General features: G+C 63.0%; 18 protein-coding genes and 1 pseudogene. 8 read left to right on the forward strand and 11 right to left on the reverse strand.

The features are described 5' to 3' along the window. The first annotated feature begins 3 nt into the window (after positions 1–3). Positions 4–1,584: a DUF7519 family protein gene (locus tag ACSC1P_RS18250; RefSeq protein WP_435361642.1), complete on the forward strand. Its 1,581-nt coding sequence runs from the start codon at positions 4–6 to the stop codon at positions 1,582–1,584. On the opposite strand, the gene ACSC1P_RS18255 is transcribed toward ACSC1P_RS18250, so the two are convergent. Both ACSC1P_RS18255 and ACSC1P_RS18260 read right to left on the reverse strand, forming a co-directional pair. Then, a complete protein-coding gene (locus tag ACSC1P_RS18255; RefSeq protein ID WP_435361643.1) occupies positions 1,581–2,381 on the reverse strand; it encodes an alpha/beta fold hydrolase in 801 nt (266 codons plus the stop codon). The genes ACSC1P_RS18250 and ACSC1P_RS18255 overlap by 4 nt on opposite strands. 55 nt (positions 2,382–2,436) lie before the next feature. Then, complete coding sequence (locus ACSC1P_RS18260; RefSeq protein WP_435361644.1) at positions 2,437–2,907, reverse strand: hypothetical protein; 471 nt, start codon at positions 2,905–2,907, stop codon at positions 2,437–2,439. 79 nt (positions 2,908–2,986) lie between these two features. Here ACSC1P_RS18260 and ACSC1P_RS18265 point away from each other — a divergent pair. Continuing rightward, a pseudogene (locus ACSC1P_RS18265) lies at positions 2,987–3,123 on the forward strand (RNA-guided endonuclease InsQ/TnpB family protein); the annotation flags it as partial. Positions 3,124–3,272: 149 nt separating this feature from the next. Here ACSC1P_RS18265 and ACSC1P_RS18270 read toward each other — a convergent pair. Both ACSC1P_RS18270 and ACSC1P_RS18275 read right to left on the reverse strand, forming a co-directional pair. Further along, positions 3,273–4,244: an AAA family ATPase gene (locus tag ACSC1P_RS18270; protein ID WP_435361645.1), complete on the reverse strand. Its 972-nt coding sequence runs from the start codon at positions 4,242–4,244 to the stop codon at positions 3,273–3,275. 117 nt (positions 4,245–4,361) lie between these two features. Then, positions 4,362–4,775, reverse strand: coding sequence for a DUF5518 domain-containing protein (locus tag ACSC1P_RS18275; protein ID WP_435361646.1), 414 nt, complete (start codon positions 4,773–4,775; stop codon positions 4,362–4,364). A gap of 588 nt (positions 4,776–5,363) precedes the next feature. Here ACSC1P_RS18275 and ACSC1P_RS18280 point away from each other — a divergent pair. Next, a complete protein-coding gene (locus tag ACSC1P_RS18280) occupies positions 5,364–5,675 on the forward strand; it encodes a hypothetical protein (protein WP_435361647.1) in 312 nt (103 codons plus the stop codon). 461 nt (positions 5,676–6,136) lie between these two features. Then, positions 6,137–7,042, forward strand: coding sequence for a bile acid:sodium symporter family protein (locus ACSC1P_RS18285; protein WP_435361648.1), 906 nt, complete (start codon positions 6,137–6,139; stop codon positions 7,040–7,042). 442 nt (positions 7,043–7,484) lie between these two features. Here the strand turns inward: ACSC1P_RS18285 and ACSC1P_RS18290 are convergent, their stop codons facing one another. After that, complete coding sequence (locus tag ACSC1P_RS18290) at positions 7,485–8,426, reverse strand: DUF8130 domain-containing protein (protein WP_435361649.1); 942 nt, start codon at positions 8,424–8,426, stop codon at positions 7,485–7,487. Between the two features lie 206 nt (positions 8,427–8,632). Between ACSC1P_RS18290 and ACSC1P_RS18295 the strand changes: the two genes are divergently transcribed. Beyond that, entirely contained in the window at positions 8,633–9,991 is a 1,359-nt protein-coding gene (locus ACSC1P_RS18295; RefSeq protein ID WP_435361650.1) for a nicotinate phosphoribosyltransferase, read from the forward strand. 4 nt (positions 9,992–9,995) lie between these two features. Here the strand turns inward: ACSC1P_RS18295 and ACSC1P_RS18300 are convergent, their stop codons facing one another. Beyond that, a complete protein-coding gene (locus ACSC1P_RS18300; protein ID WP_435361651.1) occupies positions 9,996–10,433 on the reverse strand; it encodes a DUF7539 family protein in 438 nt (145 codons plus the stop codon). A gap of 145 nt (positions 10,434–10,578) precedes the next feature. On the opposite strand from ACSC1P_RS18300, the gene ACSC1P_RS18305 reads away from it, so the two are divergent. After that, positions 10,579–12,384 (forward strand): MBL fold metallo-hydrolase, encoded by a 1,806-nt coding sequence (locus ACSC1P_RS18305; RefSeq protein ID WP_435361652.1) that lies wholly within the window; start codon positions 10,579–10,581, stop codon positions 12,382–12,384. A 60-nt stretch (positions 12,385–12,444) separates the two neighbouring features. Continuing rightward, a complete protein-coding gene (locus ACSC1P_RS18310; RefSeq protein ID WP_435361653.1) occupies positions 12,445–12,816 on the forward strand; it encodes a hypothetical protein in 372 nt (123 codons plus the stop codon). A gap of 107 nt (positions 12,817–12,923) precedes the next feature. Here ACSC1P_RS18310 and ACSC1P_RS18315 read toward each other — a convergent pair whose 3' ends face one another. After that, a complete protein-coding gene (locus ACSC1P_RS18315; RefSeq protein WP_435361654.1) occupies positions 12,924–13,952 on the reverse strand; it encodes an LLM class flavin-dependent oxidoreductase in 1,029 nt (342 codons plus the stop codon). A gap of 169 nt (positions 13,953–14,121) precedes the next feature. Here ACSC1P_RS18315 and ACSC1P_RS18320 point away from each other — a divergent pair, with 169 nt between their 5' ends. Then, positions 14,122–14,340, forward strand: coding sequence for a hypothetical protein (locus tag ACSC1P_RS18320; protein ID WP_435361655.1), 219 nt, complete (start codon positions 14,122–14,124; stop codon positions 14,338–14,340). Between the two features lie 78 nt (positions 14,341–14,418). On the opposite strand, the gene ACSC1P_RS18325 is transcribed toward ACSC1P_RS18320, so the two are convergent. The 4 genes from ACSC1P_RS18325 to ACSC1P_RS18340 all read right to left on the reverse strand — a co-directional run bounded on the left by ACSC1P_RS18325 (position 14,419) and on the right by ACSC1P_RS18340 (position 24,127). Beyond that, a complete protein-coding gene (locus tag ACSC1P_RS18325) occupies positions 14,419–14,964 on the reverse strand; it encodes a hypothetical protein (RefSeq protein ID WP_435361656.1) in 546 nt (181 codons plus the stop codon). A 108-nt stretch (positions 14,965–15,072) separates the two neighbouring features. After that, the gene (locus tag ACSC1P_RS18330; protein ID WP_435361657.1) at positions 15,073–16,233 is read right to left on the reverse strand and encodes a glycosyltransferase family 2 protein; all 1,161 of its coding nucleotides are present in this window, start codon (positions 16,231–16,233) and stop codon (positions 15,073–15,075) included. Next, positions 16,230–16,373, reverse strand: coding sequence for a hypothetical protein (locus tag ACSC1P_RS18335; RefSeq protein WP_435361658.1), 144 nt, complete (start codon positions 16,371–16,373; stop codon positions 16,230–16,232). Before ACSC1P_RS18335 ends, ACSC1P_RS18330 begins: the two co-directional genes overlap by 4 nt. Positions 16,374–16,378: 5 nt before the next feature. Then, entirely contained in the window at positions 16,379–24,127 is a 7,749-nt protein-coding gene (locus tag ACSC1P_RS18340; protein WP_435361659.1) for a malectin domain-containing carbohydrate-binding protein, read from the reverse strand. Positions 24,128–24,300 lie beyond the last annotated feature (173 nt).

Consider the following 24,300-nt stretch of genomic DNA (forward strand, 5'->3'; position numbering starts at 1 on the left):
ACGATGAGTGGCACACCAGACCCCCAATCCGACGACCCGGCACGACTCCACGCGAGGGAGCGACGCCACCGGAGTTCGACCGAAAGAGTGGCCACACCACGAACCAGTGGTCTTCTCGCACTCGTCTCGACCCTCGTTGGCGTCGAATCACTCGTCGTCGGAACTGGCCTCGTACTCGCGGGAGTCCTCGCAGTCGTGACCGGGCTCGTGTTCGCAGTCACCACCTCGCTCGTCGGCCGAGAATCGCCCCTCGGCGACCTCGGCGCGTCGATATCCCTCCCGGTACTGGTCGTCCTGTTCGCGGCCAGCGCTGGCCTCCCACTCGCTGGGTCCGGAGCCGGTGCTGGTGTACTCTCACCCCTCGTGACGACGATGGTCGTGTTCGCGGTCTTCGGTGCGGCGACGACGCTGACCGGCGCCCTCGGCGGTGGCGTCGTCTGGCGAACAGCAGTCTCGTTGTTCGAGACGCTCTCGATTCCGGTTCTCGCAACGGTCGTCCTCTTCGTGCGTGACGTCGGTCTAGTCGGTGAACTCGACGGAGCACTGGGCGGCCTCCTCGACGGCGTGACCGACGCAGTACTCGCACCCACTGGTACGAGTCCCGAACTCGCTGGTTTCACGCTTCTCGTCGCTGCCGCGTCGATAGCGACGGCGGTCGCACTCCCACGACTGCCACTCGTCCAACTCGTCCACCGTCGAAATCGCCAGCGAGTCGCCACGTGGCGCGATTCCGTCGTCTCGTGGTGCTGGCGTCTCGGCGTCGTGGCGGGACTGGCACTCCCAATCGTGACGCTCGTCCAGCTCGCCGGCGCGACCGATTTGCTGTTCGAGTGGTCGCCGACGGTCAGATCGTTCGTAACGGACCTGACGACGCTCCAGCCACTTCGGTGGCTTCTGTTCGGTGTCGTCGTACTGGCGACCGGCCTCGGCTTGCTCGTCGTGGCCCTCCGGTGGGTCGCCCACCGTGAGGCAAAGGGGGTGGCAGTCGACTCGCTTCCGCGATTGACCGGTGGCGTCCTCCTGACGACGCTCGCGCTCGGTGCCGGTGACCGCGTCGTTTCACTGCTACAGGGACAGGCGCCAACCGGTGTGGTCGAAATCGTCGCTCGTCTCGTCGAACTCAGTTCGCCAGCAGTCGTCGTGCTCGTCCTCGTCGTCGCGCTCTGCACCGCGTTCCTCGGAACGCTGCTGACCGTATCCTTCCTCGGCGTCGTCGGCTTCATTCCGCGGCGGTCCGCTCCGGCGGCCGTCGCTGGGGGAGCACTCCTACTGGGAGCGTTGTTCGCCGGGGCCAGTGGCTCCGGGACTGGCTTCGTCCTCGTTCCCGTCGCCGCCGGAATCGTCGTCTGGGATGTGGTCAGCTACGGCGCGACTATGCGCGAGGAACTCGGGGCTGGTCCATCGACGACCCGACCGGAACTCGTCCACGCGGTCGCGAGCCTGTTCGTCGGAGTCGGTGCAGTCGTCGCCCTCACCGTCGTCGCCGGGATTCGGGTACCGACCGCAGGGCCGACTGCGACCATCGTCGCGGTTCTCGCGGCGGTCACCGGGGTCGTGTTCATCACGAGTGTCCTGCGAGGCTAGCGCTCGGGCAGTCGTCGAAGGAACGTCTGTAGTTCCGCAAACGCAGCGTCGAACCGTGTCTCGAAGACGTAGTGACCCGCGCCGGGGACGTGCACGAGCCGGCCCTGTTCGAGGGCTTCGGCTGCATCGTAGGCGGCGACGCGCCGCTCCACTTCGCGGTCACCGAGCAGCACCAGTGCGGGACACTCGATGTCGGGAAATGCGTCAGGAGCCTGTGGGTAGCCCTCGCGTGCGATTTCGGCGATTGCTGTCCGACACTCATCGTCGGCGACGGCGTGGCGTCTCGCCTGTTCGGGCGTGAACTCCTGGTACTCGTCGGCGCGTTCCTCCACCGTCTTCTCGGCGTCTTCGGCGAGTTGCTCGCGAACGATTTCCGCCCGTTCGCCCGGGCTCATCTCGGACTCACCGTACATCGCGGCTGGGTCTTCGAGGACGACCGCCCGCGGGAGTTCGGGATGGGTCGCGGCCGTCCACGCGACGGTCGACCCGCCCATCGAGTGGCCGAGCAGTATCGGGTCGTCGAGGTCGAGCGACTCGACCAAGCCGACGAGGTCTGCGACTCGGTCCTCGATGTCGTAGCCGGACTCCGGCGCGCCCGAGTGGCCGTGTGCCCGGGCGTCGTACGTGATGACCTCGTACTCGTCGGCGAGAGCCGACGCTAACGGTTCGAAGCATCTGCCGTTCTCTCCGAAACCGTGCGCCATGACGACTGGCGGCCCGTCGCCGGTTCGGTAGTACTGCAACTCGACGCCGTTCGTCTGGAGGGAATCGGTGGTCCAGTCTGTGGGGAGGTCCATGGTCGGGCGTGTCGCCGTGGTCGCAAATAGGTTTAGAGACGATGAGGAATATCCCTCAGGGCATGACGTCGTGAGACTCGACGACGGACTCGGTGAGCGAATCACAGTGTGAAAGTAGTGTCTTCGCGTCCGCATCGCTCGCCCGCTCTGCGGTCTGGCAGACGAAGAGGAAGTTCTCTCGGCGAACGGCGTACCGAGCATCCAAAAAGCCTGTCCGGTCGATGTCCTCCGCGTACGTTTCGGCAGCCTCGACGGTGTCCCAGCGGAGTATCGAGAGAAAGAACGGCAATACCTCTGGGTTCGCGTACGTTCCCTTCCCTGCCTCGTCGGATTTCATCCCGGGGATTCCGTCTTCCTTGCTGCGGCGTTCCCAGCCTTCCGGAGCAGGGGGAACCAGTGAGACCGGCTCGGCGTCTGACTCCGGGGGCGGTGGCGTTTCCTCTCCAGAACCGGAGAGCGCACTACAACCGGCCAGTGACGCGCTCAGGAGAGTTCCAGCACTGATCAGGGCCGTTCGTCGATGCATACCCGCACCTTCGTCAAGTCACGTAAAAGGCTTGGCAAGTCGGTAGAACGCCGTACCAGTCGCCGTGCAGAAATATTTGACTCAGAGTAACTCCGAGTCTTCGGCCAGTTTGGACGGAGATCGGAGTACCGGTTGGTTGGCACAGCCCGGGGTCTACGTTCATGACCTCTCCCGAGGATTCCAACCCCGGACAGAACGGCAGACTGCAAACCCTGATATCCCAACTTAGCGGTACGATGCCGTGGGATTCCCACGTCTTCAGGTGCGGGAGGATGTCAACTGGTCGGTCCGCCTGGGCCGTCTGGGCCGTCTGCGGTTTACGCAGGCCGAAATTCCTCAAAACCACTCTTGCTCCCAATTTACCGCTACGGCGACACGGCAGGAACTTCGATGCGCTCTAACACGTCGGTCACTACGTCGGCGACGGTCGCGTTCTGGATGGTCGCCTGCGGCGTGAGAATGATGCGGTGTTGCATCACCTCGCGGGCGACGAACTTCACGTCTTCTGGAGCGACGTACTCTCTGCCTGCGACGACGGCGTGTGCTCGCGCCGCTTCGAAAAAGCGCTGAATGCCACGCGGTGAGACGCCGATGTCGACGCGCTCGTCGGACCGTGTCGCCCGCGCGAGGTCGACCATGTACTCGCGGACGTTCTGGCGCATCGTCACCGTCTCGGGCGTCTGCTGGAGTCTGCGGACCTGATCGGGGGTTACGGCGGCCTCGATAGTCGGCATCTGTGTGCGTCGGTTCGCCCGGCGGTCGACGAGTTCGAGTTCGCCATCGCGGCTGGGGTAGCCCATGCTCGTCTTCACGACGAATCGGTCGCGCTGTGCTTCTGGTAGCTCGAACGTCCCTTCCTGTTCGACTGGGTTCTGCGTCGCGATGACGAAGAACGGGTCCGGCAACTGGTGCGTCGTCCCGTCGACGGTGACCTGCTTTTCGTCCATCGACTCCAGCAATGCAGCCTGCGTCTTCGGTGGTGCCCGGTTGATCTCGTCTGCGAGGACGACGTTCGCGAACACCGGCCCCGGGTGGAATTCGAACTCGGCGTCGTGTTCGTTGTACACGTGCGAGCCGGTGATGTCGCTCGGAAGTAAGTCGGGGGTGAACTGTATCCGTGAGAAATCGAGCCCGAGTGCCTGTGCGAACGCGATGGCTGTCAACGTCTTCCCGGTCCCGGGCACGTCTTCGAGCAGCACGTGTCCTCGGGCGAGTGCGCCCGTGAGGACGATTTCGAAGAACTCCCGCTCGCCGATGACGGCCTCGTTCACGCGGTCGATGACGGCTGTACAGCACCTGCTTGCCTCGTCGATGGGCATCTCGTCGGCGTCGGGCATTCGTGGTGTGTCTATCAGTCGTGTGGGGTGTATAAATCGCTGGTGCCCAGTCTCGCCTGGGCCAGGTTCGACGTCTGTCAGCGCGGGAAAATCGGCCCGTCAGCGGGACCTACCGAATCAGCGTGCAGATGGCTGGGGCGGTTCGACCGTGCTCTTCCGCTCCACGTCACGTAACCAGCCGCCCAGTGCGCCTGCCAGACCGCTCGGAATCGCGAAGAGCAGCGCGACCACGGTCCCGATGAGGAAGACGCTCATTCCGGCGAGGAGACTCCCGACCGGACCCGCGATGAACCCCACGAGTGCCCCGAGTAGCGAGAGGAGGACCGCAGCGACGATGCCACCTAACGCCCCCGAGAGGGTTCCGTTCCACCCGCCGTTCCAGGCACCCCCGCCCGCGAGGTACCCGGCGATGAATCCGCCGATGAGTCCGCCGCCGATGGTCCCGAAGACCGGGATGACGATACCACCCAACGACCCGATGAGGACGGTGACGACGAATCCAGTGATGACCGCTCGCCAATTCGTATCCATACTCCGCATAGGAGTCACGAGGTCTTGCCTTCGTCTGCAGTGAAACCTGAAAGTCAGGACGAGGGTACAAAGGCGAAGAGCCTCAGCAGTGACGCGAGACTTCTGTCGGGGGGTCGTCGTCGCTTTTTGAACAGGACGGTATCTGGGGCGCTGGCTAGAGAAGCCAGTTGGGGATTCAAGAGAGAACTGCGACGTCGACGAGACGGAAAGCGTCTGGTCAGTACAACTGCACTCGTCGAGTTCTGGGGTCGCCAGTAAGGACCTCCGCTGTCCGGCTCCATGCCGCGAGATGTTCGGTCGGAGAAATCTGTTCGGCCCGCGGTAAAATGAAATTTCCAGAACAGATTCTTACAAACTGTCTTTTCGCCAATTATTGGATTTCAGGGGCTGAGAGACTATTCTTTGTGGGGTCGATAGATATCAAGCGTCAATGGTACCGGTTTCAGAGTGGTAATTAGCCGTATGAGAACCTGGGATTCGTTTGGGGTCAGATCGTACTACGCTATTTATAAGTGTACTCAAGACCAGCCACTTCCTGAATTGGGCAAGATATCTGTGAGATGTGAACCTCGTCCAGGATTGCCGAACATGATAGTATCCGTCAACATATTTTTCGAGGGTACTGACCCGAGTCCGGGGGAGGTCAAGTACGGCCCGGGGGATCCGAAAACTGGCTTCCCTGTCCTGCGCTATGAATTATTCGCACCCATCAATAGGTTCGGTGACATTCGTGAATTTCTCGACTCTGAAGAACCAGTAGAATTTAGATTCGATTACGAATCTGATTTCAGTTACGAATCTGATGAAGCCGGTACTCAAATAGTCACGGGATGGGCAATAAGTACGATTGAAGATGAACCCATCGGTGAGGAAGAAGACGAGGGGTTACTCCACCTATAATATCTCTGTTTCCCGTGGTCCAGATCGGATTCTCACAACAAGTGTTCGAAACTGGCGTTCCGAACTCAACTGCTGGCTGTCTCTCCCTCGTTTTTGATCGCTACCGTCCAAATGAGGTGCTCGACAACCGCATGTCTATCGGGGAGGTGCTGAATGAATAACTAGAGCGTTCCATATCTGGACAACATTGTCTTATCTGCTTCATCGCCTATCTAGTGTCGAAGACGTTCGAGGCATTGTACTCGACCTTTTCACAAGCAATTGGGCGCTTCGATACGGCGTTGAACGCTAACTAACCCGCCTAATACGGCACCCGCGTCGACATCGCGCTCTCGTCCGAAAAGGCCACACAATCGAGCATTGAGGTTCGTGATTCCAATGGGGAATAACACAACGGTTGGAAGACGGTGTATCGGATCGGCAGTGACCAGTTCTACGCGAGATGGGGTGATTCCGTACCGATGGCGGTGATTCTCGAATCTCTCGCGACACTGTGCGTCCTCGTGTTCGTCGTGACGAGTATGCTTGCGATGGGGCTGAACCTGACGGTCGCACAGATACTCTCACCACTCAGAAATCGGACGCTGGTCGCGTCGGCGCTGGTCGCCAACTTCGTAGTAGTACCACTTCTCGCCGTCGCTATCTTGCGATTCGTCCCGCTCTCGCAGGCGCAGTCTATCGGGCTCGTTCTCCTGGCGACGGCAGCCGGGGCACCGTTCTTGCCGACGCTGGTGCAGGCGGCGAAGGGCGACGTCGCGTTCGGGGTCGGGCTGATGGTGTTGCTGATGGTGACGACGGTCGCATACGTCCCACTCGTCTTACCAGTGCTGTTGCCCGGCGTCGCAGTCGACCCCATGGATATCGCTAGCTCGCTGGTCGTGTTACTCCTGCTCCCGCTCTCTATCGGTCTCGCGGTTCGCGCACGGTATCCAGAACTCGCGCGACCGGTCCAGCCGGTGATGGCACAGACGTCGACGACGGCCTTGGCCATCTTGCTCGTCCTCATGCTCGTGCTGAACTTCCAGACGCTCGTCGCGGTCATCGGGACGGGCGCGATACTGGCTCTCGGACTGTTCGTCGTCCTCTCTCTCGTCGTCGGCTATCTCCTCGGAGGCAGTGCCCTCGAAACCCGGGCAGTCGTCGGGTTGGGGACTGCCCAGCGAAATATCTCGGCGGCACTAGTCGTCGCGGCACAGAATTTCGCCGACCCCGACGTCGTGGTCATGCTGCTCGTCGGAGCTATCCTCATGTTAGTCGTGCTGTTAGTCGTCGGCGGCGAACTCGGCAAGCGGAGTACGGCTCCGTACGAGTCCGTCGACGACGGCGTGGAGTCCCCGGTTTCACCGACTGACCCACACGAAATCTGATGTAGGCGGGGACGTTTCTGCACGAACGGAGTTCGATGTCGGGCGGAGATCAATGTCGGCCCGAGAGACGGAGACGAGTTCTTCGTGGAACGCGGCGACGCGAGATTATTGCGCCGGACCGGTGAAACTCCGGTCGCATTTTTCGCAGACGTACACTCCCAGATTATCTTTGTTCTCTCGAAAGGTCGTATTCCGCGAGCCGCAATAGGGACAAACGGTGTTACTGCGTGGAGGAGTCACGTTTCATTGGGTGAGTAGGCTCGTTCTATGAAGAGAGTATTGATTCGAAATATATAGTACAGTATGTACTTTCCAATAGTGTCGTCTCGCGTTCGTCGGACGAGTAGTGAGTCGGTGGGGCCGCCATGTGCGGTACCGAAGCAACTCACGATTACCCACCTTCGGGGGAACACGTACTACGATAGGAGTGCCTATCGGTCGGTCAGTCCGATTCGAGGGTGAACTCGACGCGCCAGTCGACGTTCGTCCAAGGCCCTTGAACCTCGCCGCTCCGGTGATATTCCAGCGTCTCATCGAGAGAGTACTCCCCAGGACTGTCGAATGCGGGTTCGGCGAGTGCATCACGGTCGAATTGCGAGCGGATTTCGTAGCGCCTCTCCACCGTCTCGCCGGGCTCGATGTCGGTCGTAATGCCGATGTCACACCAGACGAGAGATGTGTCCCCATCAGTTTCTCTGACGCTCACGCAGTCTTCTTCGACGTAGTCGCGCCACAGAAGTGCCTGTGCATCTGTGTCCGTCCGCTCCGCCCAGAGTATCGAAAACGGCGGTGCGGCCCCGCTGAAGACGGACTGAACATCGTCGCCGACGTTCGTCAGCGAGAACACGATTGCGCCGGGGTCGTCGGGAGCCACGTGGTCGTCGACGAGTTCGGCACCGAATTCGAGGACCGGTTCTCGGTCGGGAAACGCCCGGTAGACCGCGACGCCCCAATGTGTCGCCGTCGCGTCAGGGTCGGTATCCGACTCCCACGTGAAGAAGTCGACACGTTCCGTGAGTTCGCGGAGTCTATCTGGAACAGAATCGCGCCATACCTTCCCCTCTGAGAGTGACATTTTGACGACATTTCGGTGTTCCGATGACTCGATATCGTCGACGTCCAGAATCGTCTGTTCGCCTTCTTCGCGCGAAACTGCGTCGGTGGAGTACACCTTGTCGATACGGACGAAGTACTGCTTTTCCGGCGCGACCTTCGTCGTGGACACGTCGAACGCTGTGACGGAGAACCCATCGTTCGAGGGTACTTCTGTCGCGGACGACCCAGTGTTCGTCGTCGACGGGGAGCCATCTGTCGTGTCAGCGGTACCGAGGCAGCCTGCGGGGAGGGCCGCGCCGATAGTAGCGATGAGGGTTCGGCGGCGCATATCGTCACATGTGTGCTACGTATCAAAAATGTAGAGTTAGCTGAAACCGTTCTTGTACCGTGGTCGGGAGTCGTCCGAGACAGCGTCTACCGTCTCACTCCACAAATTAGTTACACTGACTAGTAACACTGATTGGGAAAACCGTGGACGACGTGGCCATAGCCGGCCCAGCATGACGTTTTCCCCCTAGCGACCCTACTCTGCGCATGACTGCGCCCCGTTTCGGGTATCTCACTCCGGAGACCCTTCCGCTGTTCACCGACCGCTACGAGTTGACGATGATGCAGGGGTATCACGCGCAGGACCACAACCCGGAGACGACGTTCAGCCTCTTCTTCCGGAAGTTGCCGTCGAACCGCGGCTACGCAATCGCCGCGGGCCTCGAACAGGTACTCCACTACGTCGAGAACCTCAGCTTCGGTGACCGAGCGCTCACCTACCTCGCGGAAGCGGGCTTCGACGACGAGTTCCTGGATGTGCTGGCCGACTTCTCCTTCTCGGGAGAGATTCGTGCAGTGACGGAAGGGACGCCGGTGTTCCCGAACGAGCCACTCCTCGAAGTGACGGCTCCGATTCTCGAAGCCCAGTTGTTGGAGACCGCCATCATCAACCAGGTCAGTTTCCAGACGCTCGTCGCCACGAAAGCCCGCCGGATGCACGACGCGGTCGAGCGACACGGTGGGGAGCAGACGCTCGTCGATTTCGGGTCACGGCGGGCACACGGCACCGACGCCGGCCTGAAGGCGGCGCGTGCCGCCTACATCGGCGGTTTCGACGGCACGTCGAACGAGGCCGCAGGCGAACTGTTCGGGCTGCCAGTGTTCGGAACGATGGCGCACTCGTGGGTCCAGAGCTTCCCGAGCGAACGCGACGCCTTCGAGGCGTTCGTTCGCGAGTACGGCGAAGACAGCGTCCTGCTGGTCGATACCTACGACACCGTCGAAGGTGCGCGCTGTGCCGTCGACGTGGCGACTGAACTCGGCGTCGACATCAGTGGCGTCCGACTCGATTCGGGCGACCTCGTAACGCTCTCGAAGGCGGTCAAGCCCATCGTCGGCGACGCCGATGTGTTCGTCTCGTCTGGACTGGACGAGTTCGAAATCGACTCGTTTCTGGCTGCAGGTGGGGTCGCTTCGGGATTCGGTCCCGGTACGGCACTCGTCACGAGTGACGACCAGCCGTCGCTCGACGCGGTGTACAAACTCGTCGCCGTCGAGCGAGATGGCGAGTTACAGCCGACGATGAAGCTCTCGTCGGGGAAGGTCACCTATCCGGGACAGAAGTCGGTCCGGCGAGTCGCAACGGTCGGGAAAGCCGTCGAGGACATCCTCGGTTTGCGCGACGAGTCGCTTCCCGGAGAGGAACTGCTAGAAGTGGTCGTCGCAGACGGGAAACGCGTCGGTCCAGTACCACCACTCTCTGACTGTCGGGCGCGGGCGCTCACTGCGCTCGGGTCGTTCGAACTACGGTATCGGGACCTGAACACACCAGTGCGATATCCAGTCACTATCAGCGACGGCCTGTCGGAACGAACCGAAACCCTCCGGCACTCGCTCTCAGGCTGAACACTCAGACTGTATCCGCTTCGGCTTCGACGTCCAGTACGAACGCCTCTAAGTCGGCCTGTGCGAACGTCGCGACCCGCTCGCAGTACTCGAAGAGGACGTCGTTGTAGCGGTCCCGAGTCGACTCTTCGAGGCTGTTGTGGCCACGGTAGCCCTCGGCCGGTATCTCGGGATGTAGCGTACAGACGACTCTGAGTGGCACGTCGTCCGGGAAGTGCCCGGTGATGATGCCGTACTGGTCTGCACCCCAGATGCCGACGCCAGTCTGGCGACTCAGTGCCGAGTCGATTCGGTCGAGTTGCTGGAGTTCTTCCCCACTGACCACGGCCCCCGGTCCCTCGAACATCTCGTCGAAGGCCCGGTCACGACCGTCGAATATCCACCCGTCCATCTGTTCTCTCGCGCGTTGGAGCAATGCCCTGTTCGGTCTGACGAGTTCCATGCTAGTCCAGTGGTCGCCGATGGCGATGAGGCTACCCGACAGGGGAGTAACCAGTCCGTCGTTCGTTTCGGAAGTGTAACTAAAAAACTGCTTGTACTTCTCGGTAGTACTTTAATATCGCAAGGAGAACTAGTAAACATACTCAATGCGAGTCAGTTTCCAGCACGCGAACCCACACACTGGCAACGAATCGTTTCTCGTGCGGCTCAGCGACCCTGTTGCCGACCAGACTGCGTGCATCCTGGTCGACGCGGGTACGAACGTGTCGGTCGACGACCTGCTCGCGGACGACGAATATCTGACGGCGATTATCCTCACTCACGCGCACCTCGACCACTACGAGCGACTGGGGGAGAACGTCCGGGACGCCGCTCCCATCTACGCCGCCGAGCCGACTGCGGCGATTCTCGACGACGTCCTCACCGAGGCGACGACACACTACGACGTGAGCAACGTCGATGCCGTCCTCGACGCACTCACACCGATTTCCGACTGGACCAGCGTCACGGGCGATGTCGACGTTCGACCGGTGCCAGCGGGCCACGCTCCCGGCGCGGCCGCCTTCGGTATCCGGTTCGACGACGGCTCAGAGACCCGCACGATGCTGGCGACCGGTGACTGGACGCGCCGCCGGACCGCTGGCTACCCCGGACTCTCCACCGAACTCGACCCCGAAGCGGTGTTTCTGACCGGTGCGACGTCCGAGGGTTTCGAAGACGAACTCACGGGCGCTGTCGCGACCACGCTCGAGCGCGCACACGCCGGCTCGACCGTCCTGCTGACGGCCAGTGGGCTGACCGCGGTCCACCTCACGTATCTGTTAGCCACGCTGACGGACCGAGAGTCGATTGCGATCCCGTCCGTCACACTCGTCGGTCACGCGGCGAAACTGTACGAGACCCTCGGCTACGACCTCGACGGCGTTCAGACGGTCCGGACGTTCGACGATGCCACGGCCGTCCTCGACCCGGGAGCCGTCACCATCGCCGGACCGGAAGTCCCCGTCGACGGGAGTGCCCGGAGCTGTTACGAAGAGATTCGCGACGACCCCGGTGCGACACTCGTGCAGGTGACCGGTGGCGTCGGTTCCCCTGTGGAATCGGCGAACTGCACCGTCGCACACTACACGTACAGCAACCACCCGACCGACGAAACCGTCGACCAGCTCGTCGCAGACCTCGCACCGAAACAGGTCGTCGTCACGCATCAGACCGGGAGCCGACTGGCTCGCTTCAAAGACCGATACGACGCGTTCACGTGGGCGACGACGGACAAGGGCGAGTACACCTTGTACGAAGACGGCCAGTGGGTCGAACCGCCGTGGGTAACCGACGCAGTCGCCCGTCGGCTTCGCGCACGCCAGTATCAGAACGGCAACAGCAGTAAACACGGGGCGCTCGTCACCGGGGACGACACGGTTCCAGCGGTCGCGCAGGTCAGCCCGAACCTCACCGCAGAAGGGTTGAACGTCGACGAACTCTCGCGACAGCGACCGAGTTCGGCTGCGAGACCACAGCGCACGACGACGACAGAACAGCCTCGAAGCGAGGGCTCAGACGCACCGACGACCGCTGCGGAGACTGGGTCGCGCAAAGATCGCGCGAACCGCGATGACGGCGCGTCGACTCACGTCGAGGGGGCTGACGAGGCCAAAGCAACCGAGTCGACCGAACAGACCGATACGTCTGCCACCATCGACATCAGTGCCGTGACAGACGTGACCGAGCGTCTCGATACAATCGAGCGTCGACTCGACCACCTCGAATCTGGACGGGACGACGAGTCCCGGACGGTTCAGGCGCGAGTCATCGACGCGGGTGACGGTGAGTACCTACTTCGACTGCTGTCCGATACCGACCTGTGGACGCAGCTCGAACACGGCGAGACGGTCGATGTCACGTTGTCCCCGGCCGAACAGCCAGACGGCCAAGCTGAGACCGACGGTTCGTGATTGGAACCGGTATAATTGTCTGTGTCCTTATGAAAGCTGAGAGTGTGAAGCGAGGCACTGTTGCCCGAAGACGTGTTCGTAGAAGACATGGCCATCGCGATGACGCAGGACCCGAGCACGAATTCGCCGGTCCTCGACTTGCTCGACTGCCAGGAGCGAGTCGAGATTATCGGCACGTTCATCCAACACCCCATCGACGAGTTCACGAAGACCGAAATCGCTCGCCCGCTCGACGTCGACCGGAACGACGTGGCGACCCATCTCGCAGAGCTCCTCACGTACGGTCTCGTCGAGAAGGTCAAGACAGACGTCCCCTCTGCCGCGCCCATGTACCGACTCGACCTCGACAGCGACATCGCAGAGAAACTGCTCGAACTCGACGAAGTCCTGTTTCGAGAACGTGGCCGGTCCAGTGTCGAGCAGTTCGAGTGACGCGCGTTCGGTCGACCGAGTACTAGAATCACCGCGACCGAGAGGGCAGCATTCTGTTCGGCCTGCGCGAGCCGAATCGACGACGTTCGACGCTTACTCTCGCTCTTTCACCGACCAGTGAGACCGACTGCGTCAGCCAACAGTTCGTGCGACCGGAGGCCGTCCTCGTGGTCGGCCACGACGTGTTGAATCATCACTTCGTCGACGCCGACACGGTCGGCGAGTTGGTCCAGCAGTCCGGCGAGCGTTTCTGGGCTGCCAGAGATGGCCCGTGGCCATTCGTCGTCGTCGAGCGTCGCCGGCGTCGGTTCGGGCACGCCACCGAGTTCGTCGATAGCCTCGTCGACGGACGGGGTGGAGTCGAGGACACCACGTCGAAGTCGTTGGTAGGCGGCCTCCGCGACGGCACGCTTGCGTGCTGCGGCTTCGTCGGTCTCTGCGCAGATGGCGTTCACGGCGACCATTCCCCGCGGCTCGTCGATGCCCCCGGCCAGTCGTGACGACTGGAAGGTCTCGTAGTACTCTTCGAACGCGTAGGTAGCGAACTGCGGCCGAATAAACGCCGCAAAGCAGTATGGGAGGCCGAGTTCGCCGGCGAGTGCCGCACTGGACGGACTGGACCCGAGGAGCCACGGTGCTGGTGGTTCGTCTCCGGAACTGGGGACAGTCAGGTCGCCGTAGATGTGCTCGTCGGGGTAGTCGTCGTAGAGGTGGTTGACCACGGCCTCGATTTTCGCCTTGTGGTCGCCGTCAGGGTCTTCCACGTGTCGGTCCGTTCCGAGTGCCTGGTCCGAGGCCGGAGAACCGTTCGCCCGTCCGAGACCGGCGTCGATACGTCCCGGAGCGAGGCCGTCCAGCACACCGAACGACTCGGCGACTTTGAACGGGCTGTAGTGGTTGAGCAACACCGCACCAGAACCGAGTCGAATCGAGTCGGTCTCGGCGGCGAGGTGGCCGAGCAACACTTCGGGAGTCGTCCCGGCGAGGCGGTCAGCCATGCCGTGGTGTTCGGCCACCCAGAAGCGAGTGAAGCCGAGGCGCTCTGCTTGTCGAGCAGACTCGATCGTGTTCGCGTACGCGTCGGTCGCGGTCCCATCATCGGGAACTGGAGAGAGGTCGACGACGGAGAGATCCATGTCCAGGATTCGGTGACTGCGAGGGATAACGATTCGGCTCCCAGCAGAACCGTTCGGAACCCTGTCGGTCGACAACGGCCGCCGTGGCCTGTGAGACTGCGGTCGACGGTCGGTCGGGACGTGTCCCTAATAGAGACGGCACCAATGACATCCGCGTCGCGACTAACAGATGAGTATGGTTACGGAACTCGCCCACGAGTACCAGTTACTCGTTCAGGGCACGGGGGATGGGGACGCAGTCCGTCGGGGGAATATTCGGCAGCTGTTGCTGGAGCGTGGTCACAAAGCGTCGTGCATCGAATCTGCGGAGGACGAACTCCTCCAAGGTGGGTACTTACGAAGCGCGGGATTGCTGGGACAAAAGCTCAACATTCGACGGAACATCTGACGCGCCAGCGAGGCGACCTGAGTCGCTAGGCCCCTCCGGTTGCGTTCTCTCTCGCTCTCTCGCTACCGCGAACTGTTTTCACTCGTCGTCCCGACAGCCACACCCGTCTGGCAACGTCGAGGGAGACCCCTGTCGACTATCGGCGTCTTGGCTCTGGTCGTCGAAACTCACTCGGGCACGCTGTCGCCCGTCGTTTCCGGTATCGGTGTCCTCTGCGTGGTCACTCGTAGAATTTCTCCTCACTGGAGTGGCGGGGGCGAACAGCCGTCTCGCGACACCCGGCAGGAGCGTGACCATCAGGAACAGGCCACTCATGAAGTACCACGGCTTTCCCTGCACGGGGCGTGCGCTGCAGTTATCGACCGCAGACGAACAGAGCCACTCGCCGTCAGGAAACCCGAGCGCGAAGACGAACAGGCCCACGAGCACGACGGACGCGAATCCTCTGTAGCCGCCGAGCAACAGCGCAGCGAGAACGATTCCGCCGAAGAGGCCGAGTTCGAACGCGTGGACCTCGTTGTACGTGCTGAACAGCGACCGAATGTACCACGCCACGTCGAAGTGTGTCGGCGCACGTTCGACGGTCGAGACGAGAAACCCTGCCGTCGAATGTGTGCCTCCCATCAGGTGAGACAAAAGCGCGGTTCAGATATCTGTTCTCGGGTGAGGGAATCACGAGCGAGGGACGAAGCTACGGGCAGAAAGGGACCGTCCGGCCGACCGGACAGTCAGTTACTTCTCGATGACGACGAAGTCGCGCTGGCGAGTGGCGAGCGCGTACAGCGGCACTAGATGCTCGATGAGCGCACAGATTGGGGTGAGGAGCAGGTAGCTGATTCCTCGGACCCCGCCGATCTGTCTGGCTCCCCTCGCGATGGTGCCGACGTAGATGAGCGTGCCGACGATCATCGCTGCGAGCAGGACGGGTGGTGCGTCGACGCCGTAGCCGAGGACCCACACCGGCATGAACACCCAGCTCGACGTGACCGCGACCGACCAAGTGACGATTCGCGTCCCGACGACGAGTCGACTCAGCATCGGTGCCTTCGGCAGGTACGCCAGTACGCCGACGTACCAGCGCGCCCGCTGTTTCAAGAACGCGGTGACGTCGTGTGGGCTGAGGACACTGATTCGCGTCTCGCTCTGCCACACTGGGACCTCGGCTTCGACGAGTTCTAGCGCGAACGCGAAGTCCTCGACGATGCTCTGTCGGTCGAAACCGATGTCCGCGAGGACGTCACCGCGGACGCAGAGCAGTTCGCCGTGGAACCCGAGGTATGGACGACCGAGGATGCCGGTGAACAGTCGGTAGATGGCGATGTCGTCGACGTAGCGAATCTGGTCGGCGAGGAACGTCAGCATCGACCGGCCGGGCCGAGGGTCGAGAACCGGGTTCGTCGCCCGGTAGCCGCGTGCTTCGTAGTGCGGAATCTCGTACAGGAACGTGTCGTCGAGGACGCGGTTGTCGTCGTCGATGAACGCGTACCAGTACGAAGGCTCCCGCGAGACTACGGTCTCGATGTAGTAGTTGATGGCGCGGCCTTTCGCGATGGCCGTACACTCGTAGTCGTCCGGGACGACGACCGTCCGAAGGCCGTCCCATGCCGTCAGTTCTGCTTCGAGGTCACTCCCCTCGTCGAGGAGACAGTAGACCTCGTAGTCCTCGAACGTTTCGAGCGTCTGTTCGATGGTCTCTCGCAATGCTGGTGCGACCCGCTCGGAGGCGACCGTCGTGATGACGATTCGGGCGTTTTCAGCTCGCTCGTCTGCCTTCTCGGTGCTGTAGAACAGCGAGCCGAGCAGGCCAGCCAGCATGTAGACGGTGAACACGAGGCCGACCAGTACGCCGACGGCCTGCACCGTGGCGAGTGCGAGCGCGGCGGTACTCGTCACTGGTCGTCACCTCGGTGGGGCGATTCGCCGAGTGACGGACAGTTGCTTGCCGCGTCTTCGCGACGGTCGTGACTGCCTGCCCACCAGACGGTAGGCGAGGGGCGACCGGCCGCACAGCCGATGGGTACTGCGTCAGTCATCGTGGTCACTCGAATTTGAGGATGATTACGCCGGAGCTGTCGCCGGTGTCGCCGTCACCGTCGACCGCCGCCGCGGCGAAGTAGTTGTACCCCCCGTTGCTGCTGGAATTGGTGAGCGTGACGCCGAGCGTCCCGTCACCGTTCCCGTCGAGCGTGACCGTGTGGTAGGTCACACTCGCTGCGGTGTTCGCTTCGTAGTCCTCTATCTCGTAGCCGTTGGCGGCGTTGCCGCCGAGTTCGAGTTGCCCCTCGACCTGCAGGACAGTCACCGTCTCCCCGGGCGTGCCAGAGACCGTGATGGTCTGCGATGCCTGCGAGACGGTTGCGCCACTGTGGCGACTGTCGAGGACACCGGCGTCGAGCGAGACGCCGTCGACGCCGATGGACGGGGCCGCTGCGAGGCCAGATTTCGCGGTGGCCTGCGAGCCGCCATCACTCCCGTCGCCGAAGAGCGCCGTCGTCTGGGACGTGCTGTCGGCGTACGTCACGGTGATGGTCGAACCCGCGAGTTCGAGGCCGGAGATGGAACCGGCGGAGCCGGTCTGCGTCCCGTCCTTGATGCTCGTGGGGTCGTTGTCGACCGAGAAGGTGAACGTCTCACCGTTCTGGAAGTCGTCGAAGTTCAGGGTCGCGGTATCGTAGCCCTCGTCGCTATCGACACCGTTGTGTGGCTGCGAGAACGGTTCGACACAGTTGTCGCCGGGCGTCTGATAGCCCGTCGTGGCTGCGCCGCTGTTCGCTTCGAGACACTTCGCACCGCTGTCGCCGGCAGTTCCGACTGGGTCGAAGACGACGTCGGGCAGGTGTGCCGACCCGAGGTCGAACGTGACCGAGGTGATATCCGAGTCGCCGGTGTTGGTCACCTGGAACGAACCGGCACCGTAGGTGCTCGTCGAGAGACCGCTGTCCGGCGTAACCGCGATTGACGCCGAGTTGGTGCTGTCGCCACCATCGGAGTCACCGGCGTCGCCGGAGACGATTTCGATGGCGTTGACGAGCGGGTTCTCGGCCGCACCGGGGTCGAACGCGATGTCGACGCTACCGTCACTGGTGACGACGAAGGACTGCATCGTGCCGTTCGCGTGGCCGACATCGGCCACGGGGTCGTACTGGGTCAGGACCTGCGTGCCCTCGACGGACACGTTGAACTGTCGGTCGCCGACGCCGCTGGTCCCGGAGAACTGGTTGGCGATGTAGAGTCTGACCGTGACTTCCTCGCCGGAGTCGACCGGGAAGGACCAGGTCGAAGCGCCGTAGCGTTCACAGTCGAAGACACCATCGGGCGTCGACGATGGCACGCTTGCGGTCGGGCTGACCGCATCTCCGTTACAGTAGTTGCCGACGCTCGAACTCCCGACGGAGACGAGGTATTCGGAGCCGGTGCCCGTGACGCCAGTCCAGTCGGGACCGTCGTCGAGCGACGCGATGGTCGAGCCACCGGCGTTCACTCGGTAGAGCGTCTCGGTGGACGAACCGGCGTTCTCGTCGTACTGCAGGACGACGACGTTCGAGGCGAGTCCAGCGTCGGTCGCCGGGTCGCCGTGGACCGCGGTGAAGTAGTTGTAGCCTGCGTCCTCGCCGTCACCGTCGTCCGTCGTGTTCGTCAGCGTGACGGGGACGGTTCCCTCACCATTCTCGTCGAGGGTGACGGTGTAGTACGCCACCGCCTCGGCGTCGTTGGCCTCGAAGGCCTCGACGTCGTACGGCGATGGGACGTTCTTCAGGGTCAGTTCGCCTTCGACGCGGACCAGCGTCACCGTCTCGCCGGGCTGGCCGGTGACGGTGATGGTCTGTGCCGCATCGGCGACGGTCGCCGCGCTGTGGCGGTCGTCGAGGACGCTCCCGTCGAGCGTGACACCGGCGACGCCGAGCGTGGGCGCGGGTGCTTCGTCGTCGGTGACGTTCGCGGTCGACCCGCCGGCGCTGCCGTCGCCGGCCAGTTGCGTGACCTGCGTCGAGCCGTCTTCGTAGGTGACGGTCACGGTGGAGCCTGCGAGTTCGAGCCCGGAGACCGGGCCGGCTTCTTGCGAGCCGACGGTCGCGCCTTTGATGCTGGTCGGGTCGTTGTCGGCCCAGACCGCGGCGGACTCGCCGGGTTCGAAGTTATCGAACTCGATGGTCATCACGTCGTAGCCGTCGTCGCCGTCGACGCCGTTGTGGGGCTCCGAGAACGCCTCGCTGTCGCCCTCTGCGGTCGTGATGCCCGTGCCGCCGTCCGTGGCGATGTTCAGGCCCTCGCCCGTCGGGTCACCGGCGGTGCCCAGCGGGTCGAACACCATGTCCGGCAAGGACGCACTGCTGAGGTCGAACGAGACGGACGTGATGTTCTTCTCGCCGGTGTTGGTCATCTGGAACGACCCCGAGCCGTAGGTGCTGGTCTCCAGCCCAGTGTTCGGCGTGATTTCGACCAGCGCCGACCCGGTCTGTTCGACCGGGGCCTCGACGGTCACGGTGACCGTGTCGGTGGCTTCGGGATTCGTGTAGACGGTGTGGGACTGGTCTGCGACCTGTACCGTCACCGTGTGTTCGCCGGGCGAGACGTTCTCGAACGTGTAGGAACCGTCGACGGGCTGGCCGCCCTGATACGGTTCGTCGTCGAGTTGGACGTGGACGTGGTCGGTCGCGGTCGCACTGGTGCCGTCCCACGAGACGGTGAGCGAGTCGCCCACGACGGTCGCGCCGTCGGTCGGGCTGGTCAACTCGATGGCAGCGGACGCTGCCTCGTCGGTCGTGGTCAGGCTCTGGACGCTCCCGGCGGTCCACTTGCCGGTGTTGCTCTGTGCGAACGACTGATACTCGTAGGTCGTGTTCGCGTCGAGCGATACCGTCGCGTCGAACGCGCCGGTGCTCGACTGCGGACTCCCAGTCCACCAGTTCAGTGTCGACTCCTTCTCTCCCTGCTTCCAGTAGGTGAAGTAGGTGGTCGCGTTGTCGTAGTCACCGAGACCGGTGAGGTCACCTTGCAGCGTCGCACTGTTGCCCCCGACATCGGTCGCGGGTTCCGTCGCGACGCCGAAGACCGCTCCTGCGTCGGTGCTGAACGTCTGCATCGGACCTGCTTTCCACTCACCTTCGTTGCTCTGCGCGTAGGCGACGTACTCGTAGGTCGTGTTCGGGTCGAGTTGGACGTCCGTGCTGAACGGGCCGGTCGTCTCAGTGACGGGGCCAGTCCACCAGACCATCGTCGACTCCTTCTGTCCCTGCTTCCAGTAGGTGAAGTAGACGGTCGCGTTGTCGTTGTCACCGAAGTTGATGACTTCGCCGTTCAGCGTCGCCCACTCGACGCCCACGTCGGTGGCGTCGTTCGTGGTCGCGCCGAAGAACTGTCCGGTCGGCGTGGTGAACGTCTCGACAGCGCCTGCCTTCCAGTCGCCGTCGGCGCTCTGGGCCATCGCCTGCCACTCGTAGGTCGTACTCGGGCTGAGGATGACCGATTCGAGGAAGGTCCCCGATTCGGTCGTCGAGTCGCCCGTGTACCAGTAGGTCTCGTCGGGCTTGCCCTGGACCCAGAAGCGGACGTACGTCGTCGCGCTGCTCTTTTCGCCGAGCGTGAGGTCACCGCCGAGGTCGGCACCCTGCGTGGCGACGTTGGTGGCGTTCCCGGTCTCGACGCCGAAGACACTGGGGTCAGTCGGTTCGTCGTCGTCGACCGCGTGGACTTCGATGGCCGAGACCTTCGCGTTGTCGTACAGCGCGTCGAAGTCGACGGTCAGTTCGCCGTCGGTCACCTCGACGGTGAACGTCTTCGTGGTCGCGTTGGCCGGGCCGACGTCCGCAAAGAGGTCGTACTCGGTGAGGACCTCTTGGCCCTCGATGCTCGCGTTGAAGACGCGGTCGTTCTGGTTCGTCCCGTCGCTCGGGCCATCCGAGTCGGGCGAGTCGCTGCCGGCGACGCCCTGGTAAATCTCCGCGAAGTGGAGCGTGACCTCGTAGGTCCCGTTGTCGATGGGGATGGCGTACCCGAACGGGTCGCCGTAGCGCTCCGTCTGATAGAGCGCGTCGTCTTCGGTCTCACCGATGTCGACCGACGTGCTGTAGGTCGACCCACCGACGGAGTTCGTATCCGCCACGAAGACGGTTCCGTCGGAAGCAGTGAACTCCGGACCACCGGCGTTCACCGCGAAGACGAAGTCGCCGGTCGACGCGTCGTCGGTGTCCTGCACGGTCACCGTGACCGTGTCGGTGTCCGTGGCGTCACCGTCGTCGACGAGCACCTCGAAGGTGTACGTCGAGTCGGCGTCGACTTCGGGCGCGGTGAACGACACCTGCGCACTGTCGCTCATGTCGAGCAACCCGTCGGGAGTGCCCGAGAGTTGCGTCCACGTGTAGCCGAGCGCGTTGTCGTCGCCGTCGGGGTCGGACGACGCGCCGGCGTTGAGCGACACCGAGTCGCCTTCCTCGACGGTGATGTTCGTCCCTGCGTCGGCCACAGGCGGCTGGTTCGGAGGCGCTTCGACGTACTCGACGTTCAGGTGTTGCCACGTGGCGGCGAACGTCGAGTCGCTGCCGAACGCAGTCGAGATGACGCCGATGGCGAGGCCGGTGCCGTCGGAACTGTCGAGCCAGCCCGCCGGTATCGTCGTCTCGCCGACTTTGGTCATTTCCCCGCCGTCGACCGCGTAGAACGCTTCCACGGTGTCGTTGGACGGATGAACGGTCAGGTAGAGGTCGGTCTCGGTCGTGGTGCCCGTGACGCCTGGGGCGTCGGGGTTAGCCACGTCGCTGAACGCACTGTCGACCTCCTTGGCGAACTGGACACCACCAGAGCCACCCTTGGCCGAGGTGACCAGTTTCAGGTAGTTGTCCTGGTCGCCGTTCCCGATGAACACGCCCATCGACTGGTAGTCCTCGGGCGTGTCCGGGTAGCCGGTCACCGTCGTGTGGACGGTGAACGACTCGTCGGGTGCGTCGACACCGACCTGGAACGCGTACTCCTGTGAGTTCGTGCTCTGGTGGGCGTCGCCGGTCGTGACGGCGTCGACGGTGAGGACTTCGGCCGCACCGCCGGCAGTCATCTGTTCGGGGTCGTAGAGCGACTGGTAGTCGTCTGCGCCGTTCGTCATCACGCCGGTGAACCCGAGGTCGACGATGGTGCCGAGGTACGAGTCGTCGGCGAAGCTGAACGTCGCGGGCAGACTGGTCGTCGTCCCGTCGTCCGGGTCGATAGCGAACGGGTCGTCGGTGTCGAGGAGTCCGTCGTTGTCGTCGTCCGGGTCGTTGACGTTCGAAGTGTTGTCGCCGTCGAAGTCGGCGGGCGTCGACGCGGCAGAGCACGGGTTCGTGCCCACGTCGAGTTCGTCGGCGTTGTCGTAGCCGTCGCCGTCCTCGTCGAGTGACGAGTCGTCGGCAGCGGTACAGGCCGGGCCGCCGCCACTGCCATCGTAGTCGTTCGGCTCGAACACTGTCAAGTCACCGCGGGCAGTCCAGACGGTGCCCGGGAACGGGCCGTCGTCTCCGACTGTCGCGATACCGAGCGCACTGACGCTGCTGAACAAGTTTCCTTCCTGATTCGTCACGGCGTCGCCAGCGGCGTTCAGTTCGACGCGCTCGACAGAGTTCGCGTTCTCGACGACGAGCAGGTCACCCTGCATCTGGCCGCCGAAGTTCGACGCGGTGTACTCCGCGATGCCACCGGTCCAGCCGAAGGTGCTTCCGATGGAGTTGTCCTCGGTCGGGTCCTGATAGTCGCACTCGACCGGGTTGACCATCGACGCCGGGACGGGGCTGTTCGCCGTCGTGATGTTCAGAACGACGTTTCCGTTCTGGTCGTAGATGTCCGCACCGGTCGGGTTCGCACGAATCGGAGCAGGATGTCCACCGTAGGACCCCTCTGGCGCGATGTGGAGCTGGTCACCAGTCCCGTAATCGCCGGACTCGCTCGGGGCGTTGGTGCAGAGTCCACCTGACCCTTCACCGACCGGCTGGCCGCCCCAGCCGGTGTTCGGACCGTTGTCGATGACGTACAACTGGTCGTCCTCGCTGAGGACGATGTCGTAGGCGTTCCGGTAGCCGGGCGACCAGATCTGGACCGGCCCGTTCTCGACCAGCTTCGCCTGGTTCACACCGTCGTCTCCACCGAAGGGCAGGTCGTCGCCATCCGATGCGTCGTCGTTCTGGATGGTCGGAATCGCGTACAGGAAGTCCATGGCCGGGTAGGCGCTGTCGTAGTCCTGCAGGCTCTTCGGCTGGTGGTTCTGTTCGATCTGCTGGAGGTCGATGGCCAAGACCGCAGCCGAGAGCGCGTACTCCGGCGTGTGGCCGAAGTTGTTGCTCGGCGCACCCTTGTTGGCGTGGCCACCCTGTGCGACGAACAGCGTCGTGCCGTCGTCGCTCAGGTCCAGCCCGTTCGTCGCGTGGTTCTCCTCGGACCGAGGCAGCCCGAGGACCATCACCGTGTGGTCGATTTCTGAATCGGCGAGAACGCCGTCACCGCCCCAGTCGAGGGTGAGACGTGAAATCGAGCCGGAGTTGGTGTCGACGCTGTCGTCGTCGTCGCCGACCTTGATGGTCGGGTCGCTCGACGAGACGTAGACGACGGGCGTTTCAGCCGTGCCGCCGACGGTCAGGCCGGTCACCTGTCGGTGCGTTTCGCCGGTGTTGTGGACGCCGTTGTCGTCGTGGTTCGGGATGTCCTGCACGACGTCGATGGCCTTCTGGTAGACGACGCTGTAATCGTTCGCATCGTTGCGTTCGATTTCGAGCGCGTACACCACGCCGTTCTGCTTGGCGACGTACAGTCGGCCGTCGGGACCGAATTCGAGCGCAGTGAGCGACCCCTGGCCGAAGCCCTGGAGCGAACTCTTTCCGAACCCGATTTCGGCGGTGCTCGTGCCCTCGGCGGTGAGCGGAATCGTCATCGGCGAGTCGTTGCCGGAGTGCGAGATGGTGAGCGTCGCACTCCCCGGCGTCGCGTCGCTGGGCGTGTACGTCACCGGAATCGTCGCAGACTCCCCGGGTGCGAGCGACGATTGTGGGGCTGACCCGACAGCGAACGTACTGTCACCCGATAGGCCGACGCTGTCGATGCTGATGGGCGGGTCGCCGGTCCCGCCTAGATTCGTGACGGTGACCTGTTCGGTCTCGCTGTCGCCGACGAGCACCGACCCGAAGTCGACGCTCGACGGGCCACTCAACACGTTCGACTGCGGTTCGGTCGAAACGATTTCGATGGCGTTGAGCTGCGGGTTCTCGGTGACGTGACCGAAGTCGACGTCGATGGTCCCGTCGCTCGTGACCGTGAAGGACTGCATCCCACCCGTCTGGTCACCGAATTCTTCGACCGGGTCGAAGTCGGTAATCGACTCGTCCTCGACGCTCAGGTCGAACACGCGGTCACCCACGGCACTGGTGCCAGAGTAGCCGTCGTAGAAGTAGAGGCGGACTTCGACCGCCGTTCCGGACGGGACGGAGAACTCGTACTGCATCTCGGCTCCGTCCCCCGGGTCCCAGCGTTCGTCGTTCCAGATCCCACTCGGTGTCGAACTCGGGACCGATGCATCGAGCTGGTCCGGTTGGCCGTGGGACGAGGTCGACCCGCCGCCAGCGACGAGATACGGTGTGTCTGAAACCCAGTCTGGGCCACTGTCGGTGGCCGCGATATCCGGGCCACCCGCGTTCGCACGATACAGCACATCATCCCCCTCGGCGGCGACCGCCGTCGTCGTCGTGACGGCGAGCGCCCCGACGAACGTCGATGTGATGAGCAGTATCGAGACCAATACTGTCGAGAGTTGTTTCGGTAGTTCGGTTGTCATAGAGATACAGCCCATCGGCTTCTCCCCCCGGTGGGCGTGTCACACCTATCAGCCAAGTATACAAAAAGAAAAACACGTTATAACGTTGCCAATTCGTCCCCGATTGGCGGAACGGCCGGTTATGGTCGGATTCGAAGAGAATCCGCGTAGACGACGAGGCACGCTCGGTTTCG

This window comes from Haloarchaeobius caseinilyticus (genome assembly GCF_051207395.1).
In the GTDB taxonomy this organism is placed as follows: Archaea; Halobacteriota; Halobacteria; order Halobacteriales; family Natrialbaceae; genus Haloarchaeobius.